Raw genomic sequence first — 25,972 nt, 5'->3', positions numbered from 1 at the left:
CTATTTTTTCATTGCATTAAACATTGAAAGCGTATCATCAAACGTCATCATAGTTAGCATTTTTCCATTTTCACCAATTTCAAAATAATGACCAAACATAGTATCCATGCCATCTGCGGTTGCCTTAGCTCTAACAAATACTTTGTTACCTTCACCTATCATATCAATAGGAGTTAGATGAAAATTAGACCAGAGTGCAGGTATTTTACCCATTGCAGCCATCATCGCTTGAGGTCCTTTGTGAACTCCTGATAAAGGGTGTACACCTTCTTTTCCTGGAAATGTCCAAGTTGTGTTTTCATCAACCATTTCCTTAAAAAAAGTTTCCATGTCACCTTTATTAAAAAGATCATAACCCATTTTTGTCCTTTCTTTTGCGTCCATTTTATTATCCTTTCATTGTTAATTTAAAATTAAAAAGTGTATTCACCACTCATCTGATTCATTGAGTGAGCCATTCCAGCTTTGCCTTTAAGATTTTGTCTACTTGAAAATCCAGTACCTGAAATATTTGCATATTTTCCAGTTCCACCAATAATAATGAAATTTCCAGAACCTCCAACTCCTCCAGTTCCTTTGCCTTTATAATTTATGAACACTTTTTCCCCATCACTCAGATAAAATGTGCACATTCCAGTTTCATCATCAAACTTACCTGAAGTCAAAGTAAGTCCTCCAATGCAATGCATAGTAGATTTATCAAATATACTTCCATCTTCTTTGTCAGAAAGTCCAGCGTTACCGTCATATGTTATACTCATATTGCCATTACCAGCATCCATAACATTTACTTCCCATGAACCCATACCGCTAGCATTAAACTTTCCTGTCTCTGCAAATGAGTATGTATTAAATAATGTAAACACACATAAGATTAATAATTTTTTCATATTTTTTTCCTTTTAAGGTAGATGTTATTTAAATTTAGACCTTTAAGGTAATAGTTTTACAACAATTCAGATATGTGGTTTTTAGATCCAACTGGGAGTAGGGAGACCTTTTTCTTGTAAAAATTTTTTATTAAACATCTTTGAGTTGTATTTATCTGATTTGTCGCAGAGAATTGTTACAATAGTTTTTCCTGGACCAATTAATTTACCAAGTCTAATTGCTCCAGCAATATTTACACCACAACTAGTGCCTAAGCTTAATCCCTCTTCTTTAATTAAATTGTAAAGCAAAGGCAAAGACTCGTGGTCATCAATTGAAAATGCTCCATCTATTTTTGCTTCAGCAAAATTTGCTGTTACTCTACTGGAGCCAATACCTTCAGTTATTGAACCACCTTCAGATTTTAATTCACCATTTTCAATGAAATTGTATAAGGCAGAACCTGCTGGATCTGACAAGTAAATTTTAACATCTTTGTTTTTTTCTTTCAAAAAACTACTTATACCTCCAATCGTTCCACCCGTACCTGATGCACATACAAATCCATCTACCTTTCCTTCTGTTTGATCCCATATTTCAGGTCCAGTTGTTTCATAATGACCCTTAGCATTTGCAGTATTGTCAAATTGGTTTGCCCAGACTACTCCGTAATTATTTGAATTTTTTAATTCTTCTGCAAGTCTACCTGCAACTTTTACATAATTGCCATCATCACTATAAGGTTTTGGTGGTACTAACCTTAAATCTGCACCGATGTTAATTAAAGTATCTTTTTTTTCTTGTGTTTGATTATCGTTCATTACAATTGTTGTTTTATAACCTAAAGAATTTCCTAGAAGACATAAACCTATACCAGTATTACCTGCTGTTCCTTCAACAATCATTCCACCTTTTGAAATTAATTTTTTTTCTTCAGCATCTTTTATAAGTGCCAAAGCCGCTCTGTCTTTTACAGATCCTCCTGGGTTTAAATATTCAGCTTTTCCATAAATATTACATCCAGTTATCTCTGAGGCTGCTTTTAATTTTATTAAGGGGGTATTACCAATTGACTGTAAAAAATTATCTTTGATATTAACCATTGTTATTTTCTGAATTGTCATTTTCTACAGCATAAGGTTTAAATTCCGCTGTAGCAGTTCCAACATTCTTTGCTGGTATTCCTATCATCACAGCATTCTCCTCAACATTTTTTGTTACAACAGCATTTGCTCCAATTTTTGAATTTTTTCCAACTACTACAGGACCTAATATTTGTGCGCCAGATCCAACAACTACATTATCCATTAAGGTAGGATGCCTTTTTATATTTCTTTGATTATTAGAATTAATACTTGGAGATATACCTCCTAAAGTTACCATATGATATATTGTGACATTATCACCAATTTCAGATGTTTCACCTATTACAACTCCCATCCCATGATCTATAAATAAATTTTTACCAATTTTTGCACCAGGATGAATTTCAATACCGGTTAGGAATCTTGAAAACTGGGAAATAATTCTCGCAATTAAATCAAATTTAGCTACTGAAAAAAAATGAGCCAATCTATGAAAAAATACTGCTTTAACACCTGGATAAGTCAATATTAAACTTAATTTGGATTTCGCAGCTGGATCTCGATCAATAATTGATTGTAAAAACTCACTCATAAGTATTTCTATATAGTTATTAAAAATTGAATTTAAAGTTGATCAATCTCTTAAAAGTTTGCTTCATAAAACAATTTTACATATAATAATTTTATAATAAGGAGAGAAACAATGTTAAAAATAAACAGTATGTGTCCTGATTTTCAGGCTAAAACTACAGAGGGAGACATCTCTTTTCACGAATGGTTAGGTGACAGCTGGGGTGTATTATTTTCACATCCAAAAGATTTTACGCCAGTATGTACTACAGAACTTGGAGCTCTAGGTTTAATGAAAGATGAGTTCGACAAAAGAAACGTGAAAGTAATAGGTCTTAGTGTAGACGGAGTTGATGACCATAACAAGTGGTTAGAAGACATAAAAGATGTGTCAGGTTCAAAACCAAACTATCCAATAATTGCTGACGAGGATCTTAAAGTTGCTAAATTATTTAATATGTTGGAAGGTGATGCAGGAACAACATCAATGGGCAGAACTGCTGTTGATAACGAGACAGTTAGAACTATTTTTGTAATAAGACCTGATAAAAGAATTGGTTTATATCTTACTTACCCGATGGCAACAGGAAGAAACTTTTTGGAAATATTGAGAGCAATAGATTCAATGCAATTAACAGCAAAACATAAAGTAGCTACTCCTGCTAATTGGAAAAAAGGTGAAGATGTAGTTATTTTACCAGCTGTTAAAGATGAGGAAGCGAAAAAAATATATCCAAATGGATGGGAGACGGTAAAACCATATTTAAGAAAGGTTCCAGATCCTTCTAAATAATTTGGATAAGAATATATTAAACCAACAATCTCAGCATTGGGAGACTAATTTCTCAAATAAGCCTGAGATGTTTGGTTTAGATCACAGTTACTCAGCAGAAAAAACTCTTTCCGTTTTAAAAGAAAACAATTTATCAAATATCGTTGAACTCGGAGCAGGATTAGGAAGAGACACAATATTTTTTGGTAAAAATTCAATTAATGTTACTGCACTTGATTATAGTAAAAAAGGCATATCAATTATTGATAAAAAAATTAACGACCAAAATTTGAATTCTTCAATTCGTACATTGAAGTTCGATGTAAGAAAAAAATTACCATTTAAAGACAATTCAATAGAAGCTTGTTATTCTCACATGCTATATTGTATGGCATTAACGAATTTAGAGTTAATAAATTTAAACAATGAAGTAAAAAGAATACTTAAACCTGGAGGTTTAAATATTTATACCGTTAGAAACACTGAAGATGGGGATTTTAAAAAAGGTGCTCATAGAGGAGAAGATTTATACGAAATAGATGGATTTATTATACATTTTTTTTCTAAGGATAAAATAAATAGTCTTTTAGATGGTTTTGAAAATTTGTTTATTGAAAAATTTGATGAGGGAAAGTTTCCTAGAAAGTTATATTTAGTTTGTAATAAAAAAATTTAGTTATTTTTGTATTTTCTCATACATACTTGGGCCAATAAAAGATTTGGATCAATAAACAACTTAGAATCTTTTGCTTTCTTAAAAGATTTATATGCAAATAATGCTATGGGAAGTTCTGTACAACCTAATATAATTTTTTTACATTTTTTTTTTATTAGTTGATTAACAGCTGGTCTTAATGCTTTCTCCGCCTCTTTCACTTTTCCCATTTTTACATATTTAATAGATTTGTTTACAGAGCTTGTTTGTAAATTTTTAGTTGGACTTATAAAATCATATTTTTTATCAAAATATTGATGGTAAACTTTTGTTTTCAATGTTGCTTCAGTACAAAGAATTCCAATTTTCGTATTTTTTTTACAAGTTTTTTTTGTATAATTAAAAACTTCCTTTGGCATACTTAATAAGGGAATTTTAATTTTTTTTTGAATATCTTGATGCCAATAATGTGCAGTGTTACAAGGCATAACAATAAATTTACATTTATTTTTGGATAGCAGTTTACAACCCTTAATCAACTCATTGAGTACATTGTAATATTTTTTCAAGTTCTCAGGTCTTTTTGGAGTATTGGACTTATTATAGAGTATAAACATAGGGTACTGTTGATCCAGTTTTCCTCTATATAATTTTGCAAGCTTGCTGCAAAAATCTAAACCTGCCTGCGTTCCCATTCCTCCAAGAATACCAATCATAAAAGCTAATTTATCTATATATATTAATTAGTAGAACTATATTTTAATTTAATTTATGCAAGTAATAACACTATAGATGAATAGAAATCTTTTCATACTTATTTTAAGCCAAGTATTTGGTTTTACAGCCGCTACAGTTACAGTTTTTATAAGTGGTATTATTGGATCAGACTTAAGTTCTATAAAAACACTTTCTACACTTCCTCCATCAATTTATGTTGTTGGAACAGCAGCAGCTACAATCTTTGCTGCTAAGATAATGAGCATTATTGGACGAAGGCTTGGATTTATTTTTGCTTCTGTAGCTGGTTCAATTTCTTGTTTGATAGGCGCTTATGCAATAATTATAGAAAGTTTTTTTATTTTTTGTTTTGCTAAATTTATTTTAGGGGCCACAATGGCATTTACTCATCAGTACCGTTTTGCTGCAGCAGAAAGTGTAGAAAAGGAAAAAGCGCCTAAAGCTATTTCATCATTATTGTTAGCTGGAATAGTTGCTGCTTTTCTTGGAATTGGTTTGGCAAATTATACTAAAAATTTTGTAAGTGATTATTTATACGTAGGTTCATATTTAACTTTAGCAGTTTTAACATTAATACCTTCATTTTTATTATTCTTTTTTAAGGATATTAGAGAAATTTCTTTTATTTCAAATAAGGAAAATAACTCAAGAAATTATTCAGAATTTTTTTCAGATCCAAAATTTTTACAAGCAATTACCTCTGCTGCATTTGCATATGCAGTAATGTCTTTTTTAATGACAGCAACTCCAATAAGTATGCATATTGTGCATCAGTTAAGTTTAGAAAAAACAGGAATAGTTCTTCAATTTCATGTTTTGGCAATGTTTTTACCCTCGCTAGTTACTGGAAATTTAATCAAAAAGTTTGGTTATAGTAATATGATGTATTTAGGTGTCTTATTCTATATTTTCACAATTTTATTATCTTTTTTTCAGCCATCTTTTTTAAACTATTTTATAAGTCTGATTTTTTTAGGTATAGGATGGAACTTTTTATTTATATCTGGCACAAGCTTATTAGTCACAACTTATAAACCTGAAGAAAAATTTAAAGCTCAAGGATTTAATGATTTATTAGTTTTCTCTTCCATGGCTTTAGCAAGTTTATTGGCAGGTATACTAATTTCTATTGCAAGCTGGAAAACAGTTAACTTATTTTGTATTCCTTTTTTAATTCTCATTATTTTATCGATAGTAAATGCAGATAAAAAAAGATGAGTTTTTTAATTTTAGGTTTTATAACCAGTTTAAGTTTAATATTAGCAATAGGACCACAAAATATCTTTGTAATAGAGCAGGGCATTAAGAAACAACATATTTTTTTAATATGTTTTATTTGTTCAGTATCAGATACAATTTTGATTTTTTTAGGAATTTTTCTTTTTCAGTATCTTGGAACATATTTTAATGAAATAACTGAACTAATTTTCAATATTTTATTATTAATTTTTTTAATTTATTTTATTTACACAAAAATTTCTGAAAAATTTAAAAACATAGAAATAGATAAAGGTGAGAAACATGATGAGAGAAAAAAAATTATATTAAAAACACTCGCTTTTACTTATTTAAATCCGCATGTTTATTCTGATACAGTTTTTTTTCTTGGTAATTTTTCAAAAAATTTCCCAATTAATTATAAAATTTATTTTGGTATTGGAGGTTCTATTGCTTCTTTTTTATTTTTCTACTTATTGGGATATTTAGCAAATTATTTTTCAAAATATCTTAATAATGTAAGGGCTTGGGTTGTAATAAAATGGATTATTTCTTTAATAATGAGCTTAATTTCAATTTATGTGATTTTTGAAATTTTAAAATTTTTTAATTAGAAAATCCGTATTTTCTTAATCTTACATCGCCGGTTCGTGCATGAGCTTCCATACCTTCATATCTAGAAATTCTCGCTGCAGCAGCACCCACAAGTTTTGTTGAGTCTTTTGTCATTCTTTGGAAGCTTAATGTTTTTATAAATTTTCCAACGAATAATCCCCCTGTATATTTACCTGCTCCTTTAGTTGGTAAAATATGATTTGTTCCAGAACATTTGTCTCCATAAGCTACTGTTGTTTCTTCACCAACAAATAGAGATCCATAATTCGTTAGTCTATCATGGAACCATTTTAAATTTTTTGTTTGAACCTCAAGATGCTCTGGAGCATATTCATCACTTATCTTAACCATTTCATCGTCAGTATCGCAAAGAATTACCTCACCATAATCTTTCCATGCAGCCTCCGCACTAGTTCTTGGTAACTCAGGTAATTCTGAAATTAATTCAGGAACTCTTTTCATCACTTTTTCAGCAAGCTCTTTACTTGTTGTGTATAACCAACAAGGAGAGTTATAACCATGTTCAGCTTGCCCAACTAAGTCTACTGCAACTATCTCAGGATCAGCAGTTTCATCTGCAATAATTCCAATTTCTGTGGGACCAGCAAATAAATCTATTCCAACCCTTCCAAATAAAATTCTTTTTGCCTCAGCTACAAACTGATTACCTGGACCAACTAAAATATCTGCTGGAGCATTACCAAATAAACCATATGTCATTGCAGCAATAGCAGGAACTCCACCTAAATTTAAAATAACATCTGCACCACACAAATCAGCAGTATATATAATAGTGGGGTGGGCTCCAACTTCAGCTTTTGGTGGACTACAAGCAATTACATTTTTTACTCCAGCAACTTTTGCAGTCGTCACACTCATAACTGCCGAGGCTATATGAGCATATCTTCCACCTGGAATATAACAACCCGCAGTATTAACAGGAACTAATTTTTGACCAGCATACAAACCATCAGATAATTCAACTTCGAAATCGTTCCCATAGTTTTTAAGTTGAGCCTCAGCAAATTTTCTCACTCTTTCATAAGAAAATTGAATATCATCCTTTGTTTTTTGATCTAAATTTTTTTTTATTTCTTCAATTTTATCTTTGGATACAATTATTTCACCCTCATACTTGTCAAATTTTTTTGTTAATTCTTTACAACCTTCCTCTTTAGATTTCTCCAGGTCATTAAGTAAATTTTGAACTATATCCCTTGTTTTATTATCGTCAGTTGAGGATGTTTTAGGAGATTTTTTAAGGTATGTAATTGTCATTGATGAGTATTTTGATCAAGTTATTTAATGTATTAAAATACTCATTTCAACAAAGATATTTTTTATTAATTCTCTTGATAATTTAATCTAACGCAACTACAGCAGCAGCTATTGAGGCTAATCTAGCTGTTGCATCGTCTGATCTACTTGTAATTACAACTGGAACTTTACCTCCAACTACGACACCTGCTGCACAGGCTCCCATAAAATAAATCATCATTTTTACAAGTGCATTTCCAGTCTCAACATTAGGAACTAGTAAAACATCTGCATCTCCAGCAACAATATTTTTTATACCTTTAATACCAGCTGACTTTTTAGATATACTATTATCAAAAGCCAAAGGACCAAAAATGTCAGCATTAAAACCCTCTTTTTCAGCTAAATTTGTAATCTCTTTTGCATCAAGAGAACTTTGCATACTATCCAATACTTCTTCAGTTGCTGATAAAATTGATATCTTTGGTTTTGGAATATTTATACGATGACAAAAATCTATTACATTTCTTAAAATGTGCATTTTAGTTTTAACATTTGGATTAACATTTAATGCTCCATCTGTAATTATAAGTGGCTTATCATCTTTTTCTAATGTCATGTGCCATATATGACTAAGCCTTTTTTTGCCTAACAAACCATGTTCTCGTTTTAAAACTTCTTTCATCAAAACATCTGTATGAATATGTCCTTTAACAATTATTTTAATTTTATCTTCTGAGGCAAGTTTCGCTGCAATCTTTGCTGTATTATTTTCTACTGGTTCGTCTATTATTTCGTATTCAGATATATCAAACTTTATATCATCTGCAGTTTTTTTAATTTCAGATTCGTTACCAATTAAAACTGGTACAATCAGTTTTTCTCTTACCGCATCCATTACTGAAATCATTGGCAGTGTCTTTCCAGCATTTGCTATTGCAACTTTAATACCCTTTTTTTGATGAGCAAGGTCTAATAGATTATTTGGACATACTGTTGATTTATCTGAAAGCATCTAAAATCTTATATCAAAATTAAAAAAACTAACATATCATTTATTTTTTGATAATGTCAGAAATATGGAAGTTGTAACAAAAATTGCTCCAATTGCTCTGGCATTAATTATGTTAACGTTGGGCTTAGGTCTGACAACGAGTGATTTTACAAGAGTAATTAAACGACCAAAAGATTTTTTAGTTGGATTGATCTGCCAAGTAATATTACTTCCTATAATTGCTTTTGTTTTAATAAAAATTTTAAATGTTCAACCTGCATTAGCTCTAGGAGTAATGATAATCGCTGCTGCACCAGGAGGTGTTACATCTAATATTCTTACAAAATTTGCAAATGGTGATGTAGCTCTTTCTGTTTCATTAACAGCAATAATAAGTTTACTTAGTATTTTAACCGTTCCATTTATCGTAATTAAATCTGCTGACCTACTTGATATAAATTACCTCTCTAAGGAAATTTCAATGAGCGGGATATCAATCAAAATGTTTTTGGTGGTAACATTACCTGTAGTAATTGGAATGTTAATAAGGAAGTTTGCACAAGATTTTATAATTAAAAAAACAGCTTTAATTGAAAAAATTTCATTAACTCTATTTATGATAGTTTTTATATCAATTTGGTTAGAGGAATGGGACAATATAATTATGTATATATCAAGAGCTGGCGTAATAACTCTAATATTAAATGTAACAATGATGGTTTTAGGTTTTTATGTTGCAAAAATTTTTGCAAGTGGCATTGAACAAAGAAAATGTATTTCACTAGAATGTGGACTTCAAAATGGAACATTAGCAGTATTTGTATCTACTCAAATATTCGATGACATAATTTATTTGATACCAACTGCTTCATATGCTTTGATCATGTTTGTCACATCTATAATATTTGTGCTTCTATTAAAAAAGACAAATTAGTCTAAAATTATAGATTGCGACCCAAAATGAACAGGCTGGGTTAAAAAAACCTAATTTGGTGACGTCATAGATTGAGCATCTTTTAACTTTCAGACTATAATAAACTTATAAAAATATGAGTACTGAGACTTTAACAAAATTAAATCCAAAAATTTTAATCAATTCCAAATTTGACCCCAATGGATCAGATGCAAACGTATCTGATCCAAAAACATTTAACACTGAACTAAATAAAGTTGAGTTAAGTAATAATAAAAAAAGCAAACATAAAACTTGTATAAATAAATTGAATAACAGACTTAAAATTCAAGAAAAAAATAAAAAAATTGAAAATAGGGTTTTGACTGGCTTATTTCTAAGTGTTGTTGCAGTTTTATTTTTTGTAGCAACTTAATTCAAGAGTTTCTCAATATCTTTTTTAACATCATCAGTAATTTTAATCTCTTTATTAAAATTTTTTTTATATCTGTTAAACTTATTTTGTCCTGGATACATAATTTCTTTTATATTTTTTAGTTTAGGTAGTTTTTTAACATTTCTTATATTTTCCTTAATTCTTGAGTTAAAATTTTTAACAAATAAATTTGACTTCATAACAATAAATAAATGACCAATGTTTTGAGGACCTGAAAAATCATCAAATGGATCTTTGACTTTTCCTCCATGATTTCCTCCAGTGAAAACACCACTTAAAATATCAACCATCCATGCTAAACCTGATCCTCTAAATCCAGCAATAGGCAACTGCACACCTTTTAGAGCTTTAGCCGCATCTGTGGTTGGCCTTCCATATTTATCTAATGCAACTCCTTCAGGTATTTTAGAACCTGTTCTTGCTGCAAATCTTATTTTACCTCTATTTATCATTGATACAGATGTATCTAAAATAAAAGGAACTTTTGAGGAAGTAGGTGTTCCAAAACAAATTGGATTTGTTCCAAACAAAGTTTTTAATGCACCATGTGGAGCTATAGCGGGGGGAGCATTAGTAAAAATTAATGTTAATAAGTTTTTTTTAACTGCTTGTTCTGCGTAGTATCCTGATAGTCCATAATGACCACTTCTTTTTATACCAACCAAACCTAATCCTGTTTTTTTGGCGCTCTCAATTGCTTTTTTAATTCCAATATCAGCAGCTACAAAACCAATACTATCATCAGCATCGATTTGCATTATTGATTGAGATATTTTTTTAAATTTAAACTTTGGTTTTGGATTAATTAATTTTTTACTTATTCTATCACAATACATTTTTAACCTAGATATACCATGACCAGTGGCGCCAACTAACTCTGCATTAACTAGTGCATCAGAACAAATCTTTGCATGTGCTTTGCTTAATTTATATTTTAGAAATACTTTAGTCAGTAATTTTTTTAACTTTTCTTTTTTCATTAAAACCATCTAAACATTCCAATGATACCAGCTGTGGCATAAAAAATTTGAAGTAGTAAAATCCCTCTATGATTTCCTAAATACGCCCACAAACCAATTAAAATTGCAGAAATTAATAATAATGCAAAACCTAAAAATTCAGCACCAATGTTTAAGGCAACAAGTAGTGAATAAACAATAGCAGTTATAACACCCGTCCACTCTAATATTTTATTTTTATTCATTACGTTTATGAGTTGAAATTAGCCTTTACCTCTCCAAGGTATAGTTTTATCGATAATTTTTCTAAGAGTAATATCAAACAAAAGACCTAACATTCCCATTATAAATATTGTGATCCAAATTACCTCATACTGAAAGTATTTTTTAGCAACGTTTTCAACAAAACCAATGCCAGTTGTACCAGCTAGAAACTCTGCAGCTACTAAAGTACCCCAACACATACCAACAGCAACTCTTATACCGGTTAATATTTCAGGAAGAGAATTAGGGAAAATAACATGTCTTAAAATTTGTTTTTTAGAAGCACCTAAAGAGTGTGCTGCATGGATTTTTGATAACTGAGTACCTGATGCCCCAGCTCTAGCTGATATTATCATTATCGATAAAGAAACCATAAATAATAGAAAAACTTTACCAGTATTATCAATTCCCAAAACTGAAATTATCAAAGGTGCCCAGGCTAAAGGAGGTACAGGTCTATATAATTCAATTAAGGGATCAAAAAATCCTTTAGCAAATCTGTTTAATCCCATAAACAAACCTAAAGGCACTCCTATTATAATTCCAAAAACTAATCCTAAAAATACTCTTAAAAAAGAGTCCCAAATATGTCCATACGGAACAGGAACTTTAAATAATTTAAAATCACCTGTTACTAGTTTTAATACTTTACTTTTAAAATTTTCCTTTACAATTCCATCTTTAGTATGAACTGGATACTCTCCAGGTAAAACATCCGCAATCCAATCTGGTAGTATAAAACCAATCATAGAACTGACATCAACCATTTCAATCCAAAGCAATGGAATATTTTTATACCCAACACTTGGTTTAGACATAAGAATAAATTTGTTAAAGGTATCAGATGGCTTAGGTAGCCATCTACCAGAACCTTGTTCAGAACAACTTGGACCACTCGAAACTATTGTTCCTGCAGGAAATAAAAGTATGTCAATTAATCTTAATCCACCTTGTTCAGATTTTTGAAGATTATCAAATTCAATTATTGCATCTTTCATCTCATTAAGAGCTGTTGGGGGATAGATGCTAGCAAACTCTATTCTTCTTGCTATTTTTACTATATTTTTTGCATATGTTGATGCTATTTCCTCACTATCATCCAAAATTTTCCTGTACGCTTTGATTTCATTTTTTAATTCTTTAATTGAAGTTTTAAAATATGAGTTATGATTTCTTAACTTAAAAAATTTGTCACTTATCACTTTAAGTTCTGCTGCTGCAGCGTGAAATTTTAAACCTCTATTTGTTCCTGGAACTAATGGAACTTCAAGTGTATTTTCTATAGAGCCAGTTCCAGTTCTAACAGTAGTTATACCCCATCCACCTTGTTCCGAGACAGCTTTGAGTCTCTCATTTTTTTCTTCCTCAGTTTCAAATGGATAATCTTTTTTTTTAAAATTTGAGCTCAAAATTTTAATTTCCTCAGTCATTTCTTTAATCTTAATTTTTGTATCCATTTCCATTAAATTATTATTTGTAAGCAAAGGAATGAGCTGGGTTGTTTTACCAATAAAACCAATCAATATCTTTTTTTGCTGATTATTTAAATCATTTGAGTTTTGAATTTCATTAGCTATATTTTTAAGATTTTTATTTTCGATTTTAATAATTGAAGTACTTTTGAACTCTCTCTCCTCAATGGGAAATTGATATTTTAAACCCATCAATGACTCGTTTATTTTTGCCACTTGGCATAACTCATTTGCGGATTTTGGGTAAAACCCTTTTGCTATATCCCAAGAATAATACAACCAAACTAATAAGATTGCGCTACTGCCTACAACAATCCAATGTGTGCCACCTTTCGCTCTTTCAGGGTTTCCAAAAACTGCATCAACTTTTTCAGTTTTTATTAATCTTCTTCCGTAAAGAATACATCCAATTATCGCTACAAATATCAATATTGTTGCAAACTGGGTTAACATTTAATTATCTTTCCCCATAATTTCTTCTTCCATATCCCAAATCATTGACAGGATTTCTTCTCTTTTAGATGAAAAATCTTTATTTTTTTTAATTTCCCTTAAGTCTTCTTTTAAGCCCATCTCTGCAAAAGGAAGATTGTACTCTTTGTGTATTCTTCCCGGTCTTGGTGCCATTACATAAAGTCTTTCTCCAAGTAACAAGGCCTCTTCAACTGAGTGAGTAATTAATATAATTGTTTTTCCCGTTTCTTTCCAAATCTTTAAAACTAAAGACTGCATCTTTTCTCGAGTTAATGCATCTAAAGCGCCTAAAGGCTCATCCATTAAAATTAAATCAGGATCATTTATTAAACATCTTGCTAAAGCAACTCTTTGCTGCATTCCACCTGATAGCTGGTAGGTAGGAGTATTTCCAAATCCTTTTAGACCAACTATATCAAGCCACTCGTCAACTTTTTCTGCAGTAATTTTTGGGTCTTCTTTTTTCATTCTTAAACCAAAGTTCACATTCTCTGCAACTGTTAACCATTCGAATAATGCACCTTGTTGAAAAACCATACCTCTTTCAACACCAGGTCCATCTATTTCATTATTATTTAAAGTTATTTTTCCTGAGGTTGGCCTTAAAAATCCCGCAGTAATATTTAATAAAGTTGTTTTTCCACAACCAGAGGGACCTAAAACAGTAAGAAGTTCTCCTTTTTTTAGAGTAAAACTTACATCCTTTAATGCATGAACAGTTTCTCCTTTTGGAGTTTTAAAAATCATATTGAGATTTTCAGAGACTAAATCACTCATTAAATGGCTTTATATTAGAATTTTTATCAAAAAAATAGGCACCAATTAAAAAATTGGCGCCTATTAAATTTTTTCCCTACAAAATTATAGAGGTAAGAAACTTGTATCTACTGCTCCGTCTGGTGTTCCCATACCTTTTAAGAAGGCATCAAGATTACCACTTTCCATAGATTGTTTAGTTTCTTCTGGAGTTAAAAATTTGAAACCATCTAAAGTTTCTTTCATGTCTGCAACTTTCATCTCAGATGCCTTTGACATAGAATTCATATCGCTTTTACCAGCTCTATATCTATCATTAGCTTCATGAGTTACTTCGATGAATGTTCTTAACATTCCAGGGTTCTCTTTCATAAACTTATCTGTGACTGATGTGATATCTATTCCTAAAATACCAGCATCTCTTGCTTCTTGAACAGTTAAAAGTCTTGATCCAACTGCAGTTGCAGCCTTAATTGAGTTACCACCAAATAAACATGCCATTACAACATCGCCACTTACTAAAGCAGCAGCACCTTCTTCTGGGTCCATTTGAATGATATCCATTTTACCTCTGTCAGCTCCAACAACTTTCATACTTTCATCAAAAACATACTCAGCCATTGTTCCAAGTGGAACAGCAACTTTTTTGCCCTCTAGTTCTGTTGCATTTGCTTTTGTAATACCTGAAGCGTTCGATGTTACACATGTAGTTCCACCCATTCCATACTCCATTGCAATATCAACAAGCTTAATTGGAGCTTTTGATTTTACAGCATTGATGAAAGGGACTAATCCTTGTGAATAAGAAATATCAATATCTCCAGCTAACATTGCATCAGTCATTGCGCCACCGTTAGTGAAGTTTGTCCATTTAACTGGCACTCCAAGTGCTTTTGCAAAATTCTTTTTCTGCATGTCTTCTAAATTAGGACTTGGCCATTCCAAAAAGTATGCAACTCTAACAACATTAGCTGCTGAATTAGCGGCAGTTATTGTAAGGTTTAGAGCAAAAATACTTCCTAAAATAAAACTAATTATTTTTTTCATTATTTCTCCTGTAATTAAATTTAATTTACGCGGCATATTTAAGTTCATTATAAGATTGATGTAAATGATGAATTATGCGTAAGGGGTGACATTAAAAACTTAGACAACTTTGAGTTGTATGGTATATTTATTTTCTGTCCAATCAAAATGAATTAGTCTAAGAGGATAAAAACTTACTTTTTTAAAAATTTTATGAGTTCAGAAAAACCAAATATTCCAAATTCTTTAAATGAACATTGGATGCCATTTACATCCAATAAAGATTTTAAAGAAAACCCAAGATTAATAGTTGAAGCAAAAGGAGTTTATTTAAAAAATCATCATGGAAAAACTCAAATTGATGCAAGCTCTGGATTATTTTGCAATCCTTTAGGTCATGGGAGACAAGAAATTATTGATGCAATAACCAAACAATTAAAAACTGTTGATTACGCTCAACCATTTCAACAAGGCTTTGGAGGTTCATTTGAACTTGCAACAAGAATTGCAAAACATACTCCAGGAAATTTAAATAGAATTTTTTATACGATTTGCGGATCTACCGCAGTTGAAACAGCAATTAAAATTGCAATAGCGTATCATAAATCTAGAGGAGAAGGTAATCGTTTTAGATTTGTTGGTAGAGAAAGAGGTTACCACGGAATGAATATTGGAGCGACATCCGTTGGAGGCATGATTAACAATGTTAAAACATTTGCAAGTGTATTAATGCCAGGTGTAGTTCATATGAGACATACACATTTACCAGAACATAAATTTATTTCAGGTCAGCCTGAGACAGGTGCAGAATTAGCAGATGATTTAGAAAGAATTTGTACAAACTTTGGAGGAGAAAATATTGCAGCATGTATTGTTGAACCAATTGCTGGATCAACTGGAACTTTAGTTCCACCAAAAGGATACTTACAAAGACTAAGAGAAATTTGCGATAAGCATGGTATAATTTTAATTTTTGACGAGGTTATTACAGGGTGGGGAAGAACAGGCTCTCCATTTGCATCTCAAGAGTACGGTGTAACACCAGATATAATCACAATGGCAAAAGCAACTACGAACGGTATATCACCATTGGGTGCAGTGGCATGTAAAGAGGAAATTTACGATTCAATAATGGACGGCGCACCCAAAGGAACAATAGAATTATTCCATGGATACACATACTCAGGAATACCAATTTCTGTTGCAGCAGGTTTGGCAGTTCAAGATATATTTGAGAAAGAGGATATATTTAATAGAGCAAAAGAAATGAGTCCCTATTTCCAAGAAGGCTTAATGTCTCTTAAAGATTTAGAAGCAGTAGATAATATTAGAGGCTATGGAATGATGGGCGGTATAGACATGAAAATGCATAAAAAGCCTGGAGCCGCTGGATTTACATGTTTTAAACATTGTTATGAAGCAGGAGTAAATTTTAAAGCAACAGGAGACTGTTTAATTATTGCTCCTATGTTTATTTGTGAAAAAAAACATATAGATGAAATTATTGAAAAACTAAGAACTGGAATTTCAAACTACGCAAAAAGCAAAAAAAATTAATTCCAATTTATGAAAATCGGTGTTCCTAAGGAAATTAAACCGCAAGAAAATCGTATAGGATTAACTCCCAAAAGTGTAAAAACTTTAACCTCAAATGGTCATGAGGTTTTAATTGAGAATAATGGTGGTTTTGAAGCTGGTTTTGACAATGATCAATATAAATCAGCTGGAGCTAAAATTATTGATAAGGCAGAGGATATTTTTAATGACGCTGAAATAATTGTTAAAGTCAAAGAGCCTTTAGCAAAAGAGGTAAAAATGATTAAAGAAAATCAAATAGTTTTTACCTATTTGCATTTAGCTGCTGCAAAAGAATTAACTCAAGGATTAATAGACTCAAAATCAGTTTGCATAGCTTATGAAACAGTAACAGATAATAATGGTAGGCTTCCATTGCTTGCACCAATGAGTGCGGTCGCAGGTAGAATGTCTGTTCAAGCCGGAGCACATTGCTTGGAGAAAAATCAAAAAGGAAGAGGGATATTGCTTGGTGGAGCTCCTGGTGGAGAACCTGGAAATGTAGTTATTTTAGGTGGAGGCGTTGTTGGAGAAAATGCTGCAATTATTGCAACTGGAATGAGAGCAAAAGTTCATATTGTTGATAAATCAGCTGATAGACTAAAACAATTAACTGAAATGTTTGGAGATAAAATCATTCCTCAATTAAGTGATGAAACAGACATAGAAAAATTGGTTTCAGAATGTGATTTATTAGTTGGAGGAGTTTTAATTCCAGGCGCTGAAGCACCAAAATTAGTTTCAAAAAATATGCTTAAGAAAATGAAAAGAGGATCTGTAATAGTTGATGTTGCAATTGATCAAGGCGGATGTGTTGAAACCAGCAAACCGACAACACACGCAGAACCAACTTATATAGTTGATGATGTAGTTCATTATTGCGTAGCAAACATGCCAGGAGGGGTTCCTAGAACTTCAACTATAGCATTAAACAATGCCACTTTACCTTTTTTAAGCAAACTAGCAAAAGATGGCTATCAAAAAGCTTTAAAAGAAGATTTAAATTTTTTAGCCGGATTAAATGTTCATAAAGGTAGCGTTACTTATAAAGCTGTTGCAGATGTTTTTGGTCACCAATACGCTAATGCTTCTGAAATCTTAAATTAAATACCTTTTTTGAGTAAGTCGTAAATATCCTCTTTTTTGTCCAAACCAATTTCTCTAGCAATTTCTTTCCCATCTTTATAAATCGCTATAGTGGTCCAAAACTTTATATTTAGTTTTTCACTTATATTTTTATTTTTATCATGTTCATAAAAAAAGAACTCAAAATCTGGAAAATCTTTTTTTGCTTGTTCAAATATAGAAGTTTGAGTTGCACAAACTGAACACCATTCATTCCAAGAATTAATTACAATTGTTTTTCCTTCAGTGTTTAGTTTATCAAATTCATTTAAAGAAAAACCAGATGATTTTTCAAAACTGAAACTTGAAAATGAAAAAAAAGTAAAACAAATTACAAATATTAAATTTTTTAACCTAATCATGTTATTCTTTTGATAACATTATCTTTAAAAACAAAGGTATGTAACAATGCCGCTAAAATATGCAAAGATATTAGAGCAATCAAAGTGTAATTTGAGTATATATGCACATCATAACTTAAATCAGCATAATCAAAATTCGATTTTAATTTGACCTCGGTAATCCCAAAATTTAATTTTTCACCATTAAACAATTTTTTTAATATCCCAGAAGAAGTGACTGTTAGAAGTGTTAAATATAATAGAAAATGGTTTAGTTTTGCAATTATCATTTGACCTGGAAATGCTTCAATTGGGTTCTCTGGAGAATTTACAAAAAGCCTCACCAATAGTCGTAATAAAGTGATATAAAAAATTGTAATTCCAATTAATACGTGAATTTCCTCAATTGTTATTCTAAAATCAGAAAATTCTTGTCTAACTAAATAAAACCCAAGTGGTATTTGAACTATTAGACCTATGACACTTAGCCAATGGAAAAACTTTGTTAAAATATTGTATTTTTGTATAATGTTAACATCCCTCATAATTTACATTTATGAAAAATAAATTTTTATTATTTATTTTTGTCGCTGCTTCTTTTTTAAATACCAATTTTATTGCTCATTCAGAAGAAAGTATAGAGGATATAATTAAAGGTAGAAAAGCAATTTTTAGCAATAATGCGAAATTAGCAAAAAGGGTAAATATTCTATTGAGGGAATTCGAGGTTGAGGAAGCGGAGCCTATTATTTTTGAAATGAGTAAAAATTATGAAAACTTGTTAAACTATTTTCCAGAAAATTCTAAAGAAGGCTATGGTACTGAGGCTTTACCAATTATTTGGGAGGAGAAGGATGCATTTAACGCTTTGATGCAAAAAGCAGCAGATGACATGTTACAATTAGCTAAAGTTATGGAAGAAGTAGATGACATTCAGGCAACTTACAAAAAATTAATGTGGGCAAATTGCAATGCATGTCATAGCAGATATAGAAAACCACATTAACATTTTTTAATGTTTAAAAATTTTTTTTTAATAATATTTTTATTTTTTTGTTTCATTAATTCTGCTTATTCGTATTCTCATTATCCTATAACCAAAGATGATCCATTAAAAATTGAAGCAGGAAAATTGTTATACAATCAATATTGTGCTTCTTGTCATCAAGTAAATTTAGCTGGTGCAAAAAACTGGAAAGGATTTGATGAAGACGGACATAGAAAAGCGCCACCCTTAAATGGAACAGGACATACGTGGCATCATTCTGATGAGTTGTTGCATAAAATTATAAAGTATGGATTTGCAAAACTGATAAAAAATTATGAGGGTAAAATGATGGGTTTTGGTAATAATATTGAGGATGAGGGGATTGATAATATTCTCTCTTATATTAAATCATATTGGAATGATGATATATATTTTCATCAGTTGGAAATTAGTAAAAAATGAGTTCAGAAACTTTAAATTTTAATTGGTCATGTAAACACACTTGGAAAAGAAGTGCAAAAAACACTGCATGGTGTTTACTTGGATGTTCTATAGGAGATTTTGGAACAATTTTATTTTTTCAATTAACCCAAATTCCTTTTCCCGTCCTTGCCATTATGATTTTAGCAATCATAAATGGTTTAATAACTAGTATTATTTTAGAGACAATAATTTTGATGAAACAAAATTTCGATTTCAAAAAAGCTTTTCACACAGCTATTGGGATGAGCTTTATATCTATGATCAGTATGGAAGTTGCAATGAATTTAACTGATTATTTCTTAACAGGTGGTGCAATACTTACCTGGTGGGTAGTTCCAATTATGTTGGCAGTTGGTTTTGTAACTCCATGGCCTTATAATTATTGGAGACTTAAAAAATTCAATCAAGCTTGTCATTAGATTAGTTAAAAACCCTATTATTATCAATTTTAGTTAATAGATGTGTTCTTATAATTTCTTGTAATAATCTTTTTAACAATTATATGTTTTCAACCCCAATGGAAGAAAATCAAATTATAATTAAAGACTTATCTAAAGTTTACAGTAATGGATTTAACGCTTTAAAAAATATCAATCTCACAATTAAAAAAGGAGAAATTTTAGCATTATTGGGTCCTAATGGAGCTGGGAAAACAACTTTGATAAGTGTAATTTGTGGAATTGTAACTCCCACTTCAGGCAACATCACTGTCGACAATTATGATATAATTGACCAATACCGCGAAACTAGATCAAGAATTGGATTAGTACCCCAAGAATTAACCTTGGAAGCTTTTGAGACGGTTTTCAATAACGTATCTTACTCGAGAGGCTTGTATGGCAAATCTCCTAATCCGAAACATATAGAAAAAGTTTTAAAAGATTTAAGTTTATGGGATAAAAAAGATCTTGGACTTAGACAATTATCAGGTGGAATGAAAAGAAGAGTTTTAATTGCCAAAGCACTTTCGCATGAACCCTCAATACTTTTTTTGGATGAACCAACAGCAGGTGTAGATGTCGAGCTGAGAAAAGATATGTGGAATGTTGTGGATATATTGAGAAAAACAGGAGTAACAATAATTTTGACAACTCATTACATTGAAGAGGCAGAGGCAATTGCAGATAGAGTAGCTGTAATTAACCAAGGAGAAATCATTGTTGTAGAAAATAAAAATGATTTACTTAAAAGAATGGGTCAAAAAACTTTATTAATTGAATTACAAGATAAAATAACCGAAATTCCTGAACGACTTTCAAAATATGAATTAGTAATTGGAAAAGATCAAATGTCGCTTATTTATAATTATAATGTTAGAGCTGAGAGAACTGGAATTACAAATTTGTTACAAGAAATAAAAGAGGCTGGTTTAAAAATGAGAGACCTTAAAACAGAACAGAGTTCTTTAGAAAAAATATTTGTCACTTTAGTAAAGGAAAATAATGAAATTTAACTTTTATGCTCTAAGAGCAATTTACCTTCATGAAATGGATAGGTTTAGAAGAACGTTACTACAATCTTTACTATCACCAGTGTTATCCACCTCTCTTTACTTTATTGTTTTTGGATCTGTTATTGGTGATTATGTGGAGAGTATTGATGGGCTAAGTTATGGTTCATACATAGTACCAGGTTTATTGATGTTAACTTTATTGACACAATCAATAAGCAATACTTCTTTTGGAATATTTTTTCCAAAATTTAATGGCACTATTTATGAAATTTTAGCTGCTCCAATTTCTACGTTTGAAGTGGTACTTGCATTTGTTGGGGCAGGAGCAACTAAAACATTAATTGTTGGCGTCGTTATATTTGTTACCTCTTTGTTTTTTGTAGATGTAACAGTCAAATATCCATTACTTATGATATTTCTTTTGGTGCTTGTAGCTTTTACATTTGCGCTATTTGGTTTTTTAATTGGATTGATGAGCTCTAATTTTGAACAAATGTCAATTGTACCAACATTGGTAATTACACCAATGGTTTTTCTAGGTGGTAGCTTATACTCTTTAGATATGCTTCCTTCTTTTTGGCAAACAGTTACATATTTTAATCCTGTCGTATATCTAATTAATGGAATGAGATACTCTTTTTATGGTGTTTCAGATTTTAACATATGGATAAGTATTGGCTGTATGTTACTTTTTTTAATAACTTGTATAACTGTTGTAACAACATTGTTAAAAAAAGGTTATAACATAAAACAGTAAGTAGTTTGAATTTAGAACAAATAATTCCAGCGATATCTCTAATTGCTGTATTAATATTAGTTTTGCCTGCTTTTCTAAAAACTAATTCAAAATTAAAACAATTTCTAACCAATTTATCGATTTGGTCTATTATTGTATTAATTGTGATTTTGATTACTTATTTTATTTTCTAATTTTAACTTGAGGCAATCTTCTTTTTAGGATCAAAAAATGGTTTTTCCACAATAGTGCAATTAACTATTTTATCATCAATTTTAGTTTGTAATTTTGTTCCTAAATCTGTGTATTTTATATCTACCATTGCTAAAGCAATATTTTTTTTAAGTCTTGGTGAGTAAACAGCCGAGGTAACTTTCCCAACTTTTTTACTTTTATTCATTATTGTCCAAAAAGTTGTGTTAGGACCTGACAACGGCTCACAATCTAATTCAATACCAACTTGTTTTCTTTTTATTCCATCGTTTTTGATTTTTCTTAATGCATCTTTGCCAATGAAATTAATGTCACTCTCTAAGTTGACTAACCTATCAAGACCTAGTTCAAAAGGATTAGTATTTATATCTGCATCTGCATGATAAGATAACATCCCACCTTCAATTCTTCTTATTGATGAAGTATGACCGGGCTGAATACCAAAATTTTTTCCAGCAGTCATAATTTTTTCATACAAGTCATCACCTTTTGATCCATCTCTTAAATATATTTCATATCCAAGTTCACTTGACCAACCAGTTCTTGAAACAATTAATGGAATTCCATCTAACTCGTACTCTTTAAGCCAATAGTATTTTAAATCCTTAATACTTTCACCGAATAGTCTAACCATAATGTCTCCTGATTTTGGACCTTGTAATTGCAATGGTGAAACATCGGGTTCTGTAATTTTAACGTTCAAACCAGAATTTATTGCAACTCCCTGAGCCCAAAATAATACATCACTATCAGCAAGTGACAGCCAAAAATGATTTGTATCAAGTCTTAATAAAACTGGGTCATTTAAAATTCCACCTTCGTTATTAACTATTAAAACATATTTGCATTGACCCACTGCAAGCTTAGATAAATCCCTTGGAGTTAATAATTGTATAAACTTGTATGCATCTGGCCCAGTTATCTCAACCTGCCTTTCAACTGCAACATCACATAAAATGGCATTTTCTATCAAATTCCAAAAATTTTGTTCAGGACTTCCAAAATCTCTTGGAATATACATATGATTATAAACTGAAAACCCTTTTGCTCCGTATCTGACTGTTGCATTGAAATAAGGAGATTTTCTAATTTGTGTGCCAAAACCAAAGTTTTTATCTGTCATTGTGAGTGCATAGCAGAAAGCAAATTTTATGCAAAGAAATTTGTCTTAAAGACAATTTAATTAATTTAAAAAATAAACTAATTAGTCTAACTTATTTAATGGTTAAAATTGTATTACCCGTAATTATTTTATTTCTCATAGTTATATTTTGGAAAAAAATTGAGGATTATTTTTATCAAAAATTCAAATTTAAAATTAATTATATAATAGTAACTATTTCAATTATTGCCTTGTCTATTCTAGGATTATTATTATATGACTGATCATGGACAATCTAAATAATTATGAGTGTGTAGAAACTGAAGGTATAATTACATTCAAAAATATTAACACAACACTTGGTTTTGCAAGATATAATGAGATGGGAGAGATCGAATATATATTCGTAAATCCTATTTTTAGACGAAAAGGCTTAGCTAAAAAATTAATTAAAATTATCGAAAAAAAAATTGGTAAGAAACCAATTCCTCAAGAACCAATTAGTCCACTAGGTAAAAAATTATTTCAGCTTCAGTAAAACTGAATGGAAATAAATCTTATTTTCTTAATTTCAGTAATTCCAGCAATAATTCTATTCGGAATAGCAAAATCTGGATTGGGAGGTTCTATAGCATTAATTTCAATTCCATTAATGACACTATCAATGTCATTAACAGAAGCATTAGCAATTATGTTACCAATTTTAATATTTTCAGATTTTATAGCAGTTTATAGATTTCGAAAAAATTATGATCTTGAAACCTTAAAATTAATTATCCCATCAGCTGCAATTGGAATTATTATTGGCTCACTTACATTTTCATATTTTTCTGAAGATCTTTTAAAATTTCTAATTGGATTAATGGGTTTTATATTTGCAGGCCATTACTTCATATTTAAAAAAAATAAAATTAAATCTCATAAAAAAAATAACATTAAGGGCTCAATTTGTACAATTGTTGCAGGATTTACATCTTTTTGTGTACATGCTGGAGGTACACCAACAAGTATTTATTTATTACCTTTGAGACTTAAAAAAGAAATTTATGTTGGAACGAGAGTAATTTTTTTTACATTTGTAAACTTAATTAAGTTACCATTATATATTCATCTATCTATGATGAATACAGGAACGCTAATTAATTCTATTTTGTTATTCCCACTATCAATATTAGGAATTTATATTGGTTTTAAATTACTTAAAATTATTGAGGAAAACTTATTTTATAACATTATTTATGCTTTAATTTTTATTAGTAGTTCAAAAATGCTTTATGATTTTTTAATTTAAATCTTCCATAAAATTTTAAAATATATATAAATAATTTTAGGGGTGTCCAAATGGACTGAGAAATACTCTTTGAACCTGTCCGGTAATTCAGAAAGGGAGAAAAATGAATAATATAATTTTATTAAGCCAACAAAATGCAATTTTACTAGTTCTTGGTATATCAATAATTTTTGTAATTCTTGGAATAGTTTATTCTAAAAAATTTAAAGGACTAAATAATTATCTTTTAGCAAATAGATCTGTTGGAACATTTTCATTAACATCCAGTTTAGTTGCATCAGCACTAGGTGCATGGATATTGTTTGGACCCGCATCAGCTGCTACTTGGGGTGGAATAGGGGCTGTGATTGGATATGCATTAGGAACCGCATTTCCATTATTTATTTTAATTTATCTTGGAACACAATTTAGAGAAAAATATCCAAAAGGAAAAACTTTAATAGAAGTAATTAGATTAAAGTACGGACCAAATTTATTTAAATTAATTTTAGTTTTATCCATATTTTACATGACTATCTTTTTAATTGCTGAAGTAACTGCTGTTTCAATGTTAATTAATTATATTTCAGGAACTGATTTATGGATAACTGCTTTAATAGTTATTATTAGTTCTCTAATTTACACATTATACGGAGGTTTAAGGGCTTCGATTTTTACAGATAACATTCAATTTTTATTCTTGATTGTTTTATTGCTAATTACATTTTCCTATTTATTTAATTTTAATACAAATGAATTTAATTTTGATTATATTAAAACAAAACAACCCCAGCTATTAAGCATAAATTATCTACCTAATTTTACTGCTGGACTTACATTTTTCATAGCAGTTGCAGCTACAAATCTATTTCACCAAGGAAATTGGCAAAGAGTTTATGCTGCAAAGAATTCTGAAGTATTAAAAAAAAGTTTAATTTTTTCTTTTTTAATAATTATTCCAATTGTTTTCTTTATGGGTTTTACAGGTTTAGTTGCAGCATCATCAGAAAATATAGTTGCACCTGATCTTGCTTTTTTTCAATTACTTTTAAAAGATCAGTATTTAATTATTTCAGTAATTATTATTTTTTTAGCAATATCATTAACAGTTAGCAGTATTGATACAATTATAAACGCAATTTCCAGCTTAATAATTGTTGATGGAAAAAAAATTATAAAAATTAAGAATTATGATTTGTTGTCTAAACAGATAATAATTATATTATCCATCATTGCGTTATTTGTAGCCTCAAAGGGTTTGAGTATTTTATACTTATTTTTGTTAGCCGATCTTTTTTGTTGTGCAGCAGTATTAAGTATTTTTTATGGATTTTATTCGAAAACTTTTTTTGAGAAAAATGCATATGTATCAATAATTGTAGGTTTAATCGCTGGTTTACTATTATTTCCAAGTCCAGATTTTTCTAAATCTATTTTAATTGGAATACTTTTTCCAGTGGATCTGTTTCCAAGTATTGTCTCTCAATCGTTGTTATTTCTATCATTTTTGACTGCGACTTTTGCTCCTTTGTTGACATGGAATTTAAAAAAATAACAATTTTGAAAGATATTTTTAACTATTTAATTTTCTAAATTTATAGATATGATTATT

Annotated in this window: 31 protein-coding genes; 16 read left to right on the top strand and 15 right to left on the bottom strand. The window is 30.2% G+C overall.

The window, feature by feature from the left end:
* The 4 genes from B8063_RS00895 to epsC form a co-directional block, all read right to left on the bottom strand.
* Positions 1 to 384 (bottom strand): nuclear transport factor 2 family protein, encoded by a 384-nt coding sequence (locus B8063_RS00895; protein ID WP_075521288.1) that lies wholly within the window; start codon positions 382 to 384, stop codon positions 1 to 3.
* A gap of 29 nt (positions 385 to 413) precedes the next feature.
* Entirely contained in the window at positions 414 to 890 is a 477-nt protein-coding gene (locus B8063_RS00890) for a hypothetical protein (RefSeq protein ID WP_085068576.1), read from the bottom strand.
* Positions 891 to 971: 81 nt separating this feature from the next.
* Entirely contained in the window at positions 972 to 1,973 is a 1,002-nt protein-coding gene (locus B8063_RS00885) for a cysteine synthase A (protein ID WP_085070827.1), read from the bottom strand.
* Entirely contained in the window at positions 1,966 to 2,547 is a 582-nt protein-coding gene (epsC, locus tag B8063_RS00880) for a serine O-acetyltransferase EpsC (protein WP_085068574.1), read from the bottom strand. Before epsC ends, B8063_RS00885 begins: the two co-directional genes overlap by 8 nt.
* Positions 2,548 to 2,658: 111 nt before the next feature.
* Here epsC and B8063_RS00875 point away from each other — a divergent pair, with 111 nt between their 5' ends.
* Positions 2,659 to 3,318: a peroxiredoxin gene (locus tag B8063_RS00875; protein WP_075521291.1), complete on the top strand. Its 660-nt coding sequence runs from the start codon at positions 2,659 to 2,661 to the stop codon at positions 3,316 to 3,318.
* Between the two features lies 1 nt (position 3,319).
* Positions 3,320 to 3,973, top strand: a complete 654-nt coding sequence (locus tag B8063_RS00870) for a class I SAM-dependent methyltransferase (protein WP_198150964.1) — start codon at positions 3,320 to 3,322, stop codon at positions 3,971 to 3,973.
* Here B8063_RS00870 and B8063_RS00865 read toward each other — a convergent pair.
* Positions 3,970 to 4,668: an aspartate/glutamate racemase family protein gene (locus B8063_RS00865; protein ID WP_085068572.1), complete on the bottom strand. Its 699-nt coding sequence runs from the start codon at positions 4,666 to 4,668 to the stop codon at positions 3,970 to 3,972. The genes B8063_RS00870 and B8063_RS00865 overlap by 4 nt on opposite strands.
* A gap of 76 nt (positions 4,669 to 4,744) precedes the next feature.
* On the opposite strand from B8063_RS00865, the gene B8063_RS00860 reads away from it, so the two are divergent.
* Together B8063_RS00860 and B8063_RS00855 are read left to right on the top strand one after the other, a co-directional pair.
* The gene (locus tag B8063_RS00860; protein ID WP_085068570.1) at positions 4,745 to 5,908 is read left to right on the top strand and encodes an MFS transporter; all 1,164 of its coding nucleotides are present in this window, start codon (positions 4,745 to 4,747) and stop codon (positions 5,906 to 5,908) included.
* Positions 5,905 to 6,522, top strand: a complete 618-nt coding sequence (locus tag B8063_RS00855; protein ID WP_085068568.1) for a LysE/ArgO family amino acid transporter — start codon at positions 5,905 to 5,907, stop codon at positions 6,520 to 6,522. The genes B8063_RS00860 and B8063_RS00855 overlap by 4 nt, the downstream gene beginning before the upstream one ends.
* On the opposite strand, the gene hisD is transcribed toward B8063_RS00855, so the two are convergent.
* Positions 6,515 to 7,801 carry a histidinol dehydrogenase gene (hisD, locus tag B8063_RS00850; RefSeq protein WP_085068566.1) on the bottom strand — a complete coding sequence of 429 codons (1,287 nt, stop codon included), beginning with the start codon at positions 7,799 to 7,801 and terminating at the stop codon, positions 6,515 to 6,517. The two genes, B8063_RS00855 and hisD, sit on opposite strands and share 8 nt — an antisense overlap.
* Positions 7,802 to 7,883: 82 nt before the next feature.
* On the bottom strand, positions 7,884 to 8,795 hold the full coding sequence (locus tag B8063_RS00845; RefSeq protein WP_085068564.1) for a bifunctional enoyl-CoA hydratase/phosphate acetyltransferase: 912 nt from the start codon (positions 8,793 to 8,795) through the stop codon (positions 7,884 to 7,886).
* 64 nt (positions 8,796 to 8,859) lie between these two features.
* Between B8063_RS00845 and B8063_RS00840 the strand changes: the two genes are divergently transcribed.
* Together B8063_RS00840 and B8063_RS00835 are read left to right on the top strand one after the other, a co-directional pair.
* On the top strand, positions 8,860 to 9,708 hold the full coding sequence (locus B8063_RS00840; protein ID WP_085068562.1) for a bile acid:sodium symporter family protein: 849 nt from the start codon (positions 8,860 to 8,862) through the stop codon (positions 9,706 to 9,708).
* 115 nt (positions 9,709 to 9,823) lie between these two features.
* Complete coding sequence (locus B8063_RS00835) at positions 9,824 to 10,102, top strand: hypothetical protein (RefSeq protein ID WP_085068560.1); 279 nt, start codon at positions 9,824 to 9,826, stop codon at positions 10,100 to 10,102.
* Here the strand turns inward: B8063_RS00835 and B8063_RS00830 are convergent.
* The 5 genes from B8063_RS00830 to B8063_RS00810 all read right to left on the bottom strand — a co-directional run bounded on the left by B8063_RS00830 (position 10,099) and on the right by B8063_RS00810 (position 15,095).
* On the bottom strand, positions 10,099 to 11,103 hold the full coding sequence (locus B8063_RS00830) for an Ldh family oxidoreductase (RefSeq protein WP_085070823.1): 1,005 nt from the start codon (positions 11,101 to 11,103) through the stop codon (positions 10,099 to 10,101). The two genes, B8063_RS00835 and B8063_RS00830, sit on opposite strands and share 4 nt — an antisense overlap.
* A complete protein-coding gene (locus B8063_RS00825; protein WP_075521300.1) occupies positions 11,103 to 11,327 on the bottom strand; it encodes a hypothetical protein in 225 nt (74 codons plus the stop codon). Before B8063_RS00825 ends, B8063_RS00830 begins: the two co-directional genes overlap by 1 nt.
* Positions 11,328 to 11,345: 18 nt before the next feature.
* Positions 11,346 to 13,271, bottom strand: a complete 1,926-nt coding sequence (locus B8063_RS00820) for an ABC transporter permease subunit (protein ID WP_085068558.1) — start codon at positions 13,269 to 13,271, stop codon at positions 11,346 to 11,348.
* Entirely contained in the window at positions 13,272 to 14,069 is a 798-nt protein-coding gene (locus B8063_RS00815; protein WP_198150963.1) for an ATP-binding cassette domain-containing protein, read from the bottom strand.
* 84 nt (positions 14,070 to 14,153) lie between these two features.
* A complete protein-coding gene (locus tag B8063_RS00810) occupies positions 14,154 to 15,095 on the bottom strand; it encodes an ABC transporter substrate-binding protein (RefSeq protein ID WP_085070819.1) in 942 nt (313 codons plus the stop codon).
* 192 nt (positions 15,096 to 15,287) lie between these two features.
* On the opposite strand from B8063_RS00810, the gene B8063_RS00805 reads away from it, so the two are divergent.
* Entirely contained in the window at positions 15,288 to 16,631 is a 1,344-nt protein-coding gene (locus tag B8063_RS00805) for an aminotransferase class III-fold pyridoxal phosphate-dependent enzyme (RefSeq protein ID WP_085068556.1), read from the top strand.
* 9 nt (positions 16,632 to 16,640) lie between these two features.
* Positions 16,641 to 17,756 carry an alanine dehydrogenase gene (gene ald, locus B8063_RS00800; RefSeq protein ID WP_085068554.1) on the top strand — a complete coding sequence of 372 codons (1,116 nt, stop codon included), beginning with the start codon at positions 16,641 to 16,643 and terminating at the stop codon, positions 17,754 to 17,756.
* On the opposite strand, the gene B8063_RS00795 is transcribed toward ald, so the two are convergent.
* Entirely contained in the window at positions 17,753 to 18,136 is a 384-nt protein-coding gene (locus B8063_RS00795) for a thioredoxin family protein (RefSeq protein WP_075521305.1), read from the bottom strand. The genes ald and B8063_RS00795 overlap by 4 nt on opposite strands.
* On the bottom strand, positions 18,133 to 18,660 hold the full coding sequence (locus tag B8063_RS00790) for a cytochrome b (protein WP_085068552.1): 528 nt from the start codon (positions 18,658 to 18,660) through the stop codon (positions 18,133 to 18,135). Before B8063_RS00790 ends, B8063_RS00795 begins: the two co-directional genes overlap by 4 nt.
* Positions 18,661 to 18,671: 11 nt before the next feature.
* Here B8063_RS00790 and B8063_RS00785 point away from each other — a divergent pair, with 11 nt between their 5' ends.
* From B8063_RS00785 to B8063_RS00765, 5 genes are all read left to right on the top strand, one after another.
* Positions 18,672 to 19,121 (top strand): c-type cytochrome, encoded by a 450-nt coding sequence (locus B8063_RS00785; RefSeq protein WP_075521306.1) that lies wholly within the window; start codon positions 18,672 to 18,674, stop codon positions 19,119 to 19,121.
* 9 nt (positions 19,122 to 19,130) lie between these two features.
* A complete protein-coding gene (locus B8063_RS00780) occupies positions 19,131 to 19,565 on the top strand; it encodes a c-type cytochrome (protein ID WP_085068550.1) in 435 nt (144 codons plus the stop codon).
* Positions 19,562 to 20,005, top strand: coding sequence for a DUF4396 domain-containing protein (locus tag B8063_RS00775; protein WP_075521308.1), 444 nt, complete (start codon positions 19,562 to 19,564; stop codon positions 20,003 to 20,005). The genes B8063_RS00780 and B8063_RS00775 overlap by 4 nt, the downstream gene beginning before the upstream one ends.
* A gap of 98 nt (positions 20,006 to 20,103) precedes the next feature.
* A complete protein-coding gene (locus B8063_RS00770) occupies positions 20,104 to 21,039 on the top strand; it encodes an ABC transporter ATP-binding protein (protein WP_075521359.1) in 936 nt (311 codons plus the stop codon).
* The gene (locus B8063_RS00765; protein ID WP_085068548.1) at positions 21,029 to 21,796 is read left to right on the top strand and encodes an ABC transporter permease; all 768 of its coding nucleotides are present in this window, start codon (positions 21,029 to 21,031) and stop codon (positions 21,794 to 21,796) included. Before B8063_RS00770 ends, B8063_RS00765 begins: the two co-directional genes overlap by 11 nt.
* Before the next feature lie 175 nt (positions 21,797 to 21,971).
* Here B8063_RS00765 and B8063_RS00760 read toward each other — a convergent pair whose 3' ends face one another.
* Positions 21,972 to 23,111, bottom strand: coding sequence for a glycine cleavage T C-terminal barrel domain-containing protein (locus B8063_RS00760; protein WP_085068546.1), 1,140 nt, complete (start codon positions 23,109 to 23,111; stop codon positions 21,972 to 21,974).
* A gap of 265 nt (positions 23,112 to 23,376) precedes the next feature.
* On the opposite strand from B8063_RS00760, the gene B8063_RS00750 reads away from it, so the two are divergent.
* From B8063_RS00750 to B8063_RS00740, 3 genes are all read left to right on the top strand, one after another.
* The gene (locus B8063_RS00750; protein ID WP_085068542.1) at positions 23,377 to 23,628 is read left to right on the top strand and encodes a GNAT family N-acetyltransferase; all 252 of its coding nucleotides are present in this window, start codon (positions 23,377 to 23,379) and stop codon (positions 23,626 to 23,628) included.
* A gap of 6 nt (positions 23,629 to 23,634) precedes the next feature.
* Positions 23,635 to 24,381, top strand: a complete 747-nt coding sequence (locus tag B8063_RS00745) for a sulfite exporter TauE/SafE family protein (protein WP_085068540.1) — start codon at positions 23,635 to 23,637, stop codon at positions 24,379 to 24,381.
* A 103-nt stretch (positions 24,382 to 24,484) separates the two neighbouring features.
* Positions 24,485 to 25,915: a sodium:solute symporter family transporter gene (locus B8063_RS00740; RefSeq protein WP_075521313.1), complete on the top strand. Its 1,431-nt coding sequence runs from the start codon at positions 24,485 to 24,487 to the stop codon at positions 25,913 to 25,915.
* Positions 25,916 to 25,972: the final 57 nt, after the last annotated feature.

Origin of the sequence: Candidatus Pelagibacter sp. RS40 (genome assembly GCF_002101295.1) — a bacterium.
In the GTDB taxonomy this organism is placed as follows: domain Bacteria; phylum Pseudomonadota; class Alphaproteobacteria; order Pelagibacterales; family Pelagibacteraceae; genus Pelagibacter.
The sequence above is the reverse complement of the archived record's forward strand: the minus strand, read 5'-3'. Positions and strand labels throughout refer to the sequence as shown.

Bases quoted from the DNA above. Each gene is read 5' to 3' on its own strand.
- B8063_RS00895 (WP_075521288.1), bottom strand. From the start codon at position 384: ATGGACGCAAAAGAAAGGACAAAAATGGGTTATGATCTTTTTAATAAA.
- B8063_RS00890 (WP_085068576.1), bottom strand. From the start codon at position 890: ATGAAAAAATTATTAATCTTATGTGTGTTTACATTATTTAATACATAC.
- B8063_RS00885 (WP_085070827.1), bottom strand. From the start codon at position 1,973: ATGGTTAATATCAAAGATAATTTTTTACAGTCAATTGGTAATACCCCC.
- epsC (WP_085068574.1), bottom strand. From the start codon at position 2,547: ATGAGTGAGTTTTTACAATCAATTATTGATCGAGATCCAGCTGCGAAA.
- B8063_RS00875 (WP_075521291.1), top strand. From the start codon at position 2,659: ATGTTAAAAATAAACAGTATGTGTCCTGATTTTCAGGCTAAAACTACA.
- B8063_RS00865 (WP_085068572.1), bottom strand. From the start codon at position 4,668: ATGATTGGTATTCTTGGAGGAATGGGAACGCAGGCAGGTTTAGATTTT.
- B8063_RS00860 (WP_085068570.1), top strand. From the start codon at position 4,745: ATGAATAGAAATCTTTTCATACTTATTTTAAGCCAAGTATTTGGTTTT.
- B8063_RS00855 (WP_085068568.1), top strand. From the start codon at position 5,905: ATGAGTTTTTTAATTTTAGGTTTTATAACCAGTTTAAGTTTAATATTA.
- hisD (WP_085068566.1), bottom strand. From the start codon at position 7,801: ATGACAATTACATACCTTAAAAAATCTCCTAAAACATCCTCAACTGAC.
- B8063_RS00845 (WP_085068564.1), bottom strand. From the start codon at position 8,795: ATGCTTTCAGATAAATCAACAGTATGTCCAAATAATCTATTAGACCTT.
- B8063_RS00840 (WP_085068562.1), top strand. From the start codon at position 8,860: ATGGAAGTTGTAACAAAAATTGCTCCAATTGCTCTGGCATTAATTATG.
- B8063_RS00835 (WP_085068560.1), top strand. From the start codon at position 9,824: ATGAGTACTGAGACTTTAACAAAATTAAATCCAAAAATTTTAATCAAT.
- B8063_RS00830 (WP_085070823.1), bottom strand. From the start codon at position 11,103: ATGAAAAAAGAAAAGTTAAAAAAATTACTGACTAAAGTATTTCTAAAA.
- B8063_RS00825 (WP_075521300.1), bottom strand. From the start codon at position 11,327: ATGAATAAAAATAAAATATTAGAGTGGACGGGTGTTATAACTGCTATT.
- B8063_RS00820 (WP_085068558.1), bottom strand. From the start codon at position 13,271: ATGTTAACCCAGTTTGCAACAATATTGATATTTGTAGCGATAATTGGA.
- B8063_RS00815 (WP_198150963.1), bottom strand. From the start codon at position 14,069: ATGAGTGATTTAGTCTCTGAAAATCTCAATATGATTTTTAAAACTCCA.
- B8063_RS00810 (WP_085070819.1), bottom strand. From the start codon at position 15,095: ATGAAAAAAATAATTAGTTTTATTTTAGGAAGTATTTTTGCTCTAAAC.
- B8063_RS00805 (WP_085068556.1), top strand. From the start codon at position 15,288: ATGAGTTCAGAAAAACCAAATATTCCAAATTCTTTAAATGAACATTGG.
- ald (WP_085068554.1), top strand. From the start codon at position 16,641: ATGAAAATCGGTGTTCCTAAGGAAATTAAACCGCAAGAAAATCGTATA.
- B8063_RS00795 (WP_075521305.1), bottom strand. From the start codon at position 18,136: ATGATTAGGTTAAAAAATTTAATATTTGTAATTTGTTTTACTTTTTTT.
- B8063_RS00790 (WP_085068552.1), bottom strand. From the start codon at position 18,660: ATGAGGGATGTTAACATTATACAAAAATACAATATTTTAACAAAGTTT.
- B8063_RS00785 (WP_075521306.1), top strand. From the start codon at position 18,672: ATGAAAAATAAATTTTTATTATTTATTTTTGTCGCTGCTTCTTTTTTA.
- B8063_RS00780 (WP_085068550.1), top strand. From the start codon at position 19,131: ATGTTTAAAAATTTTTTTTTAATAATATTTTTATTTTTTTGTTTCATT.
- B8063_RS00775 (WP_075521308.1), top strand. From the start codon at position 19,562: ATGAGTTCAGAAACTTTAAATTTTAATTGGTCATGTAAACACACTTGG.
- B8063_RS00770 (WP_075521359.1), top strand. From the start codon at position 20,104: ATGGAAGAAAATCAAATTATAATTAAAGACTTATCTAAAGTTTACAGT.
- B8063_RS00765 (WP_085068548.1), top strand. From the start codon at position 21,029: ATGAAATTTAACTTTTATGCTCTAAGAGCAATTTACCTTCATGAAATG.
- B8063_RS00760 (WP_085068546.1), bottom strand. From the start codon at position 23,111: ATGACAGATAAAAACTTTGGTTTTGGCACACAAATTAGAAAATCTCCT.
- B8063_RS00750 (WP_085068542.1), top strand. From the start codon at position 23,377: ATGGACAATCTAAATAATTATGAGTGTGTAGAAACTGAAGGTATAATT.
- B8063_RS00745 (WP_085068540.1), top strand. From the start codon at position 23,635: ATGGAAATAAATCTTATTTTCTTAATTTCAGTAATTCCAGCAATAATT.
- B8063_RS00740 (WP_075521313.1), top strand. From the start codon at position 24,485: ATGAATAATATAATTTTATTAAGCCAACAAAATGCAATTTTACTAGTT.